The following is a 9,135-nucleotide window of genomic DNA, read 5'->3' on the forward strand; positions in this document are numbered from 1 at the left end:
GATTGTGGAAAACAACAAATTTCCATAAATTTCTATTAGTTTCTATTAATTTCAATTTTTTTAATAATATCTCCCTATCTCCTTAATCTCCACATCTCCTTTTGTTACACCACCTGAACGCTTACCAGAACTCTAAGAAGTTGGGGAAAAAAAGGAGGTTTTAGATGCTTAAGATATTTTTAAATGGTGTATTTAATGAAAATCCTATATTTAGATTAGCCTTAGCCTTATGCCCTTCTTTAGCCGTGTCTAATACGGCATTTAATGGATTGGGAATGGGTTTATGTGTTTTATTTGTGATTACTTCGTCAAATGTTATTGTCTCATTAGCCCGAAATGTTATTCACCATAAAATTAGAGTGCCGGCATATTTAACGATAATTGCTGTTCTGGTAACTTTAGTTGAATCTTTCCTTCATGCCTATCTGCCGGCATTATATGCTTCCTTAGGTATGTTTATTGCCTTAATTGTTGTCTTTGCTATTATTTTAGCCCGAGCGGAGGTATTTGCCTCTAAAAATCCGGTTGGAAAATCATTTCTGGATGGTCTGGGGATGGGAACAGGTTTTGCCATGGCAATGGTCGTGCTGGGAGTTATTCGTGAAATTCTTGGTTCAGGGTCTATCTTTGGATATGATGTTATGGGACCTAACTTTAAACCAGTATTAATGATGCTTTTCTCTCCCGGGGCATTTTTATTGGTAGGGTTATTAATGGGATTTTTTAATTGGTATGAGCGAAGATTTACTCTACAGTGTAAAAAATAAAAGGATTCGGGACTCGGGCTTCGGGAATAAAAGAATCCCTGAACCCCGAAATCCGAATCCCGATTTTCAGGGGAAAGGAAGTTTCACGCCAAGCACGCAAAGAACGCAAAGGGAAATAAGGTAACCGTTCAGGATATAGCCACAGAGCCACAGAGAACACAGAGGGAATATATAATCACGAATGAATCCCGTTAGATGTTTTACTGTCTCGAATCTCCATGAACAACAAAAAGATTTGTAGGGCGAATTCGTGTCCTTATGTGACTAATTTCCTTAATTCTCTGTGAACTCTGTGCCTCTGTGGCTGAACGCTTACGAAATAAGAGAAAAAATTACCTTTGCGTGAAAAAACTATTTTCAGGGGGAAAATAAGATGAATATCCAGGAACTACTGACAATTTTTATCAGCACGGCTTTAATCAATAATTTTGTTCTGACGAAATTTTTGGGGCTGTGTATATTTTTTGGCGTCTCGAAAAGGATGGATTTGTCTATTTCTATGGGTGCGGCGGTAGTTTTTGTCATGGTCTTAAGCTCTGTGCTTGGCTGGGGAATATATAATTTTATCTTAGTGCCTTTTGGTATTGAATTTTTGCGGATTGTAGTTTTTATCGTCGTTATCGGCTCCTGTGTTCAGATGGTCGAAATGGTGATTAAAAAATATCTGCCAACTCATTATAAAATGTGGGGAATTTATCTATTATTAATTGCCACCAATTGTATTGTCTTATCTATTCCCTTGATAAATGTAGAAAATAATTTTAATTTGATACAAAGCGTTGTCAACGCCTTTGGTTCTGGGGTAGGATTTGCCTTTGCTTTAATTTTGATGTCAAGCATTAGAGAAAAGTTAGAATTAGCCCCACTACCTAAATCTTTACAAGGTTTTGGAATTGCCTTTATTGTTGCCGGGCTGTTATGTTTAGCCTTTATGGGATTTAATGGCATGGTTAAGCCTTTATCCGGAGGATTATAAATGGATGCCCAACTTATCATCAATATAATTTTAACCCTTAGTAGTTTGGGATTTATTTTTGGATTAGTTCTGGCTTATGCTGAACTTAAATTTGGAATAGAAGTTGATGTGCGGGTTTATGAGGTGGAAGAGGTGTTACCCAAAGGCCAATGCGGCGCCTGTGGTTTTCCTGGTTGTGCCGCTTATGCCGAGGCAGTCGTAGTTGAAGCGGATGTTCCACCTAATCTTTGTATTCCAGGAAAAACAGAAGTAGCAAAATTAGTGGCTAAAATTACCGGTAAAGAGATGAAAGAGATTGAAGGAGTAAAGGCACATATCCTTTGCCATGGCACACCCGATAAAGTATTTGTTTATGATGGGATAATTGATTGCGAAGCCGCTAATTTATTACTTGGCGGAGATAAAGCCTGCCAATATGCCTGTTTAGGACTGGGTAGTTGTGTTCGGGTATGCAAATTTAACGCCATTACTCTCTCCAAAACAAAATTACCCGTGATTAATCCTGATTTTTGCACTGGTTGTGGGCAATGTGTTTCTATTTGCCCTAAAGGTATAATCGAATTGATTCCAGAAAAGGCAAAAGTAAAGATTAGATGTCGCTCACATGATAAAGGACCTGTAGTCAAAAAAATTTGTAGTGTTGGTTGTATTGGTTGTGGAATTTGTGTGAAAGAATGCCCTTATGAGGCGATTAAATTAGAAAACTTCTTAGCCGTAATTGACCACACTAAATGTTTTGCCTGTACAGATTATAAATGCCTGCCTAAATGTCCAACTCGTTCAATCGTTTCACTTTCACAAATCTAAATCTGTATTTGACACTTCCTCACCTCAACCTGTTTATATCCAGGTCAAAAAATCTTTAATCATCCGAATAAATGTCTTGAGTTGATTAAAGGATTTGATTCTTTTGAGGGTTTTGAGGAATAATTTTTTTCTAAGGTAGAATTTTTTAAAGGCATCTTTTCTAAGCTCCATAATTTTAGCCGCTTTTATCTCTGGTAGGTCTAAAACCGAAAAATTCTGTTCAAACCGAGTCCAATCTGTGGTCGTAATCCAATTTTGTTCAAGTGAAAAAGTGTATAACTCCGAGCCAGGGAAAGGCACGGCACAATAATATTGGGCAAAATCAAGGTCTAAATCAATCGTCCAATTTATTGTTTGGTTAATCGTTTGTTCGGTTTCGCCTGGTAATCCGAGAATGCAATGTCCTGTAACCTCAAGTCCAGCTTCTTTTGCCCATTGCACAGCCTGTTTTGTTTGCTCCAATGTCGTGCCTTTTTTCACACTATCCAGAACCTGTTGATTTCCCGACTCAACCCCATAGCCAATCATCCAGCACCCTGCCTCTTTAATCTTCCGAAGTAAGGTTAAATTCACATTATCTACCCGACTATTGCATACCCAGGAAACCTTTAATCCCCTGGAAATGATTTCTTCACACACCTCCATCACAAATTTATTATTAATGGTAAATGACTCGCTCCAAAATAGAAATTCTCCTATGTCAAATCTTTGTTTTATCCATTCTAATTCATCCACTATTCTTTGAGGTGATTTTAGCCTTAATTTAGTCCCATAAAATGCCTTGTCGGCACAAAAAGTGCATTTGTAAGGACAACCCCGTGAGGTAGCCACAAGTAGAAAAGGCTCATCTTTAAATGGCATACGATAATCCTGTGGGTCTATCAAATGCCAGGCAGGAAAAGGCAATTCGTCTAAATTTGAAATAAATTCCCTATCCGGGGTATGAATAATTTTACCATTTAAACGATAAGAAAGTCCCAGAATATCTTTTATTTCTCTTGAATCGCGTAAGGCTAAACTTAAATCTCTAACGATAAATTCTGGCTCCCGACGAATACAATAATCAAGGTCTGAAAAACGCATCAGACATTCCTCTGGAAGAATACTCACATGAATTCCTAAAGCGGCTATTTTTACCGATGGAACTACCGTTTTAGCCAATTTAGCTACCTCTAAATCACTTTTGATTGATGGGGTAGAGGTATTTAAGATGATAAGGTCAGGTTTAAAATCAGCAATTTGGGTCTTTAAGGAATTGGAATCGATATTTTTAATAATACAATCAATAAGTCTAACCTGAATATTTTCCTTTTCTAAAACACTGGCACAGATGGCTAAGGTAATTGGTGACCAGGTAGAAGTCCAGGCACCCTGTCGTTGCATACATCGCCCTTCACGAACAACCTTTACTCCATTAGCGGCAGGTGGATTAATCAAAAATACCTTCATATTGTTAATATATACCATATAATCAGGACTCTGTCAATATATTTTTGTAACCGTTCAGGTAGTCCTTTACCGCAGAGACGCAGAGGAACAGAGAAAACATAGAAATAAAGTAACTATTCAGCCATTGATTAACACGGATTAGCACGGATAAAAAATAAAATCAGTGTTTCATCTGTGTCCATCTGTGGCTGAATAGTTATCAATAAATTTTAATTTTCTTCTCTGCGTCTCTGTGTCTCTACGGTGAACGGTTACCACCTACGGTTATGTAAAATTCAAACCTTTCAGGTTTGTATCCAATGCATAAATACGCTAAACACATACGAAGGTTCGCACTACATTTATCGAATGTCACAGGTTAATTCGTGTCCATTTGTGGCTAATTTCTCTAATTCTCTGTGAACTCTGTGCCTCTGTGGCTGAACGGTTACATATTTTTTCCCCTGAGATGCATAATTATAGTTGAAATTTTTTAAGAGATATGATATATTCTTACAGAGGAAAACAGGTGATGAAAAAATTCCTTTCTAAAATGGGTTTATTAACCTTATTTGGTATTGCCTTCGGTCATCTTGAAGGGGTAGTTGTTGCCTATATTCGGAATATATTAAAAACTATGCCACAAGAAAAATGGGCTAAGGTAACGATAGCTACAACAATGCGTGACTATAACCTGTTATTTATTGAGCAGACTCGCGAGGTGGCAACAATTATTATCCTCTTATCCTTATCTTTCTTAGTTGGTAAAAGAAAATTAGAGTCATTCTGTATCTTCCTCTGGACATTTGCTATCTGGGATATAGTTTATTATATTTCTTTGTATATTTTGCTTGGCTGGCCACCTTCTTTATTGACTCAAGATTGCTATTTTCTTATTCCCTGGCCATGGATTGGACCAGTGCTCCTCCCGGTAGCGGTATCTGGAGTGATATTAATCATTACAGGCTATGTATTGTTTAAAATAAAGGGTTTGGAAGATGAATAAAATAAAAGAAGCAGATGGTGAATATAAAACTAAAAACGCAATACAGGAAGCAATAAATTATGGGCTTGATGTTACTTTGTTGTATTCCACCCTGGCACTGACGCCAACACAAAGGATGAAAAGACATGACAACTTCTTGAAAGAAATAGCAGAATTAAGGAAAGCAGGTGAAAAAAAACATGCTAAATTTTAAAAGAATATTAACAACGCTAAAAAATCAGAATGTCCGTTTTGTTCTAATTGGGGGGCGCGCCGCGGTGGTACATGGTTCTGCATATCCAACTTATGATATTGATATTTGTTATGCCAGAGACAAAGAGAATTTAGAAAATATCATAAAAGCACTTGCTCCATTCCATCCGTATTTAAGAGGAGCCCCAAAAGATTTACCTTTTATCTTTGATGTGAAAACACTCCACATGGGATTGAATTTTACCTTTTCAACCGATATTGGAGATATTGATATATTAGGAGAGGTGCAAGGAATTGGCAATTATGAAGATGTAGTCCAATATTCTGAGATTATAGAAATCTATGGAATGCCCTGTTCTGTTTTAACCGTCGAGGGATTAATTAAGTCCAAGAAGGCAATAAGACGCCCAAAGGATGAACCAATAATAAAAGAAATGGAAGCAATTCTGGAAATTCGTCAACAACAGAAAAAATAGGAGGTGAAAAAACTATGTCATCAGAAGTCGAAAAACATGAACAAGAAGATAAATGGTTTAAACAACATGAAGCAGATTTAATTGAAGCGGCAAAAGAAAAGAAAAGGATAGAAGAAGAAGAAAAGCAAAAAGAACTCCATTTTATGCACTGTCCAAAATGTGGACATGAATTGCACCACATTAATTTAGAAGGAATTGTGCTGGATAAGTGTGATAAATGCGAAGGGCTGTGGTTTGATAAAGGTGAATTAGAAGAACTCCAAAAACGCGAATACGAACATAAACATAAATTCTTTGGGAAATTTATAGAGATGTTTAAGTAATGATAATTGGTAACCATTTAATTAATTATGAATAAAATTGATATAACCCCTTTACTAACCCAAGTATCTAAACCCACGCGATACTTAGGGAATGAAGTTAATAGCATTCATAAGGATTGGGCAAAGGTGTCGGTAAAAGTAGCCTTAGCCTTTCCAGATGTTTATGAAGTCGGGATGTCTCATCTGGGTCTGAAGATTCTTTATCAGATACTTAATGATGTGGAGGATGTATCCGCAGAACGGGTTTATGCCCCATGGTTTGATGCAGAGCAAGTAATGCGGAAAAACTCTATCCTGCTTTTTAGCCTCGAATCACGACTACCCATTAAGGATTTTGATATTCTGGGATTTAGCCTACAATATGAATTGAGCTATACCAATATCCTGAATATGCTTGATTTAGCCCAAATCCCTCTTCTTGCTTCTTCCCGCAATGAACAATTTCCATTAGTTATTGCGGGCGGTCCTGTGGCTTTTAATCCGGAACCGTTAGCTGATTTTATCGATTTATTCTGCATTGGTGATGGAGAAGAAATTATCCTTGAATTAATCGAGGTTTATAAACAAAATCGGCATAAGTCAAAACCAGCCCTTTTACTCGCTTTGAGTAAAATAGAAGGCGTGTATGTCCCTTCTTTTTATCAGGTAGATTACGATAAAGATAGACGGATTAAAAAAATTAGCCCCAAAATAGCCGATGTCCCTGAAAAAATCAAAAAGCGTATTATTAAAGACCTGGATAAGGCAAAATTTCCAATTAAACAAATCATTCCCTTTATGAATATTGTTCATGACCGGGCATCATTAGAGATTCAACGAGGTTGCACGCAAGGCTGTCGGTTTTGTCATGCCGGGATGGTCTATCGTCCACTCCGGGAAAGGTCGGTATCTTGCCTCTTGAATCAGGCTATTGAACTTATCTCTAACACTGGCTATGAAGAATTATCATTGGGCTCTTTGAGCACCTCGCAGTATTCTTATATTTTAAATTTAATCAATTGTCTCCATACACAATTTGGCAATAGTGTAAGTTTATCCTTACCTTCTTTACGGGTAAAACCACTTATCACGGAAATTTCATCTATCCTGTCTAAAATCAAACCTACGGGTCTGACGCTTGTCCCGGAGGTAGGCACTTCAAAGATGCAAAAGGTAATTAATAAAAAAGTGATGCTTGAAGAACTAACTAATGCCATTCAGTCTATATTTCAAGCAGGTTGGCGCGGGGTGAAACTCTATTTCATAATTGGTTTGCCACTCGAAAATTATGAGGATTTAGATGGAATTATTGATATTATTTATAAAATAAATAAGATTTGTAAAGGTAGGCATAATCTAAAGATAAGCCTATCTTCTTATGTCCCAAAACCGCATACTCCATTTCAATGGTGTGGACAATTGCCCAAAGAGGAATTAATCGCCAGACAACATTATCTCCTTGATAAATTGCCAGGAAAAAAAATAGAAATCAACTGGCATGATACAAATTTAAGTTTTTTAGAGGCGGTCTTCTCAAAAGGCGACCGCAGATTAGGAGCGGTGTTATTAAAGGCTTATGAATCAGGGTGTAAATTTGATGGCTGGAACGAGTATTTTGACTTTGACAAATGGCAGAAGGCATTTGAGGCGATGAATATCAACCCGATGTTTTATGCGAATAGACCAATGGATTTTAATGACATTCTACCCTGGAACCATATTGATGCAGGCGTAACTAAAGATTTTCTCTGGCAAGAATACCAAAAGGCAATTAAAGGAGAGGAAACCCCAGATTGTAGAGAAACTCAAAAATGCAATCAATGTGGTCTGGAAAAAGAATGCACTTATCAGAGCACAGACCATGAAACACAGAGCACAGAGCCAAAATACCAGTTGCCAATTACCAATTACCAATTACCAGTTACCAATCACCAGTTACCAATTACCAGTTACCAATTACCAGTTACCAATCACCAGTTACCAATTACCAGTTACCAATCACCAGTTACCAATCACCAGTTACCAATTACCAGTTACCAATTACCAGTTACCAATCACCAGTTACCAATTACCAGTTACCAATTACCAGTTACCAATCACCAGTTACCAATTACCAGTTACCAATCACCAGTTACCAATCACCAGTTACCAATTACCAGTTACCAATTACCAGTTACCAATCACCAGTTACCAATTACCAGTTACCAATTACCAGTTACCAAACTAAGGGTAAGGATTAAGTTCACCAAAAAAGGGGATGTGCAATATATCTCCCATTTAGACCTGATGCGGGTTTTAATGCGGGCGATGCGAAGGGCAAATATTCCTGTGGCGATGACTCAGGGCTATAATCCTCATCCAAAACTTTCCCTTTCACACGCATTAGCCGTAGGAATAAATAGTCAGGCAGAGTATGCGGATTTAGATTTATATCGACCGATAAAGTTGGATGAATTAATCCTGCAACTCAATCAAACTTTACCCGAAGGAATAAAAATCCTGCAAGCAGGTTTTGTCGCAACTAATTGTCAATCTTTAACTTCTCTTATCAATCGATTAGTCTACAAAATACAACTAAAAGAATGTATCTCAAAATCAAAGATTGAAGAATTTCTGGCAAAAGAGGAAATCTTAAGTTTTAGAGAAGGCAAAGAGCTAAATATCCGCCAGTTTATCGACCAAATCACTGCAGCAAATGAACCAAATGAGTTATTAGTTTGTTTTAAAGTAGATAATGGGAAAACAGTAAAGTTCCCGGAGTTCTTACAGGCATTGTTAGGAGAAGAAAAACAAGTGGAGAATATTAGCCGGGTTGACCAATTCTATAAAGATGATTCTGGAAATTCGCATTCTCCTTTATAGGAAAACGGATAGGTCGAATTTTTTGTAAGATGATTAAACAGATTTTTTTAGTAAGCGGATTAAACGGATTGAGCGGATTTTTTTTTATTTCTTTTTCCGCTAAATCCGTTAAATCCGCTTACTAAATCCACCCGTTTTACTATTAAAAATCTGCTTCCTTAATTTTCTACCTGCACAGGTCGTAAAATTTTGTGTTACGTAAAAATCATTTGTGCACATTCGGGAAACTATTTGTGGACATACTCGCATAATTTCATAGGTGAAATTCCCATATCTTTTTATCACCTTTATACACCATGAACTTCTGAGAGGGAATGAG

11 protein-coding genes and 1 pseudogene are annotated in these 9,135 nt (G+C 37.1%); 10 read left to right on the forward strand and 2 right to left on the reverse strand.

Annotated elements, in window-relative coordinates; genetic code table 11:
• Nucleotides 1-164: 164 nt before the first annotated feature.
• The 3 genes from rsxE to rnfB all read left to right on the forward strand — a co-directional run bounded on the left by rsxE (nt 165) and on the right by rnfB (nt 2,550).
• Nucleotides 165-767 (forward strand): electron transport complex subunit RsxE, encoded by a 603-nt coding sequence (gene rsxE / locus AB1414_10245; GenBank protein MEW6607813.1) that lies wholly within the window; start codon nt 165-167, stop codon nt 765-767.
• A gap of 379 nt (nt 768-1,146) precedes the next feature.
• The gene (locus tag AB1414_10250) at nt 1,147-1,743 is read left to right on the forward strand and encodes an RnfABCDGE type electron transport complex subunit A (protein ID MEW6607814.1); all 597 of its coding nucleotides are present in this window, start codon (nt 1,147-1,149) and stop codon (nt 1,741-1,743) included.
• Nucleotides 1,744-2,550 (forward strand): RnfABCDGE type electron transport complex subunit B, encoded by an 807-nt coding sequence (gene rnfB, locus AB1414_10255; protein MEW6607815.1) that lies wholly within the window; start codon nt 1,744-1,746, stop codon nt 2,548-2,550.
• A gap of 33 nt (nt 2,551-2,583) precedes the next feature.
• Here the strand turns inward: rnfB and AB1414_10260 are convergent, their stop codons facing one another.
• Complete coding sequence (locus AB1414_10260) at nt 2,584-4,017, reverse strand: radical SAM protein (protein ID MEW6607816.1); 1,434 nt, start codon at nt 4,015-4,017, stop codon at nt 2,584-2,586.
• 463 nt (nt 4,018-4,480) lie between these two features.
• Here AB1414_10260 and AB1414_10265 point away from each other — a divergent pair, with 463 nt between their 5' ends.
• From AB1414_10265 to AB1414_10295, 7 genes and pseudogenes are all read left to right on the forward strand, one after another.
• On the forward strand, nt 4,481-4,984 hold the full coding sequence (locus AB1414_10265) for a hypothetical protein (GenBank protein ID MEW6607817.1): 504 nt from the start codon (nt 4,481-4,483) through the stop codon (nt 4,982-4,984).
• Complete coding sequence (locus AB1414_10270; protein ID MEW6607818.1) at nt 4,977-5,177, forward strand: hypothetical protein; 201 nt, start codon at nt 4,977-4,979, stop codon at nt 5,175-5,177. Before AB1414_10265 ends, AB1414_10270 begins: the two co-directional genes overlap by 8 nt.
• Nucleotides 5,152-5,652 (forward strand): hypothetical protein, encoded by a 501-nt coding sequence (locus tag AB1414_10275; protein MEW6607819.1) that lies wholly within the window; start codon nt 5,152-5,154, stop codon nt 5,650-5,652. The genes AB1414_10270 and AB1414_10275 overlap by 26 nt, the downstream gene beginning before the upstream one ends.
• A 14-nt stretch (nt 5,653-5,666) precedes the next feature.
• On the forward strand, nt 5,667-5,975 hold the full coding sequence (locus AB1414_10280; GenBank protein MEW6607820.1) for a zf-TFIIB domain-containing protein: 309 nt from the start codon (nt 5,667-5,669) through the stop codon (nt 5,973-5,975).
• Between the two features lie 27 nt (nt 5,976-6,002).
• Nucleotides 6,003-7,778 (forward strand): annotated as a pseudogene (locus AB1414_10285) (TIGR03960 family B12-binding radical SAM protein).
• 37 nt (nt 7,779-7,815) lie between these two features.
• A complete protein-coding gene (locus AB1414_10290; GenBank protein ID MEW6607821.1) occupies nt 7,816-8,181 on the forward strand; it encodes a hypothetical protein in 366 nt (121 codons plus the stop codon).
• A gap of 8 nt (nt 8,182-8,189) precedes the next feature.
• Nucleotides 8,190-8,816 (forward strand): TIGR03936 family radical SAM-associated protein, encoded by a 627-nt coding sequence (locus AB1414_10295; protein MEW6607822.1) that lies wholly within the window; start codon nt 8,190-8,192, stop codon nt 8,814-8,816.
• Between the two features lie 108 nt (nt 8,817-8,924).
• Here AB1414_10295 and AB1414_10300 read toward each other — a convergent pair.
• Nucleotides 8,925-9,135: hypothetical protein (locus AB1414_10300; protein ID MEW6607823.1), on the reverse strand; the 211-nt coding region annotated here is incomplete at its 5' end.

Source organism: bacterium (assembly GCA_040755795.1).
In the GTDB taxonomy this organism is placed as follows: domain Bacteria; phylum UBA9089; class CG2-30-40-21; order CG2-30-40-21; family SBAY01; genus JBFLXS01.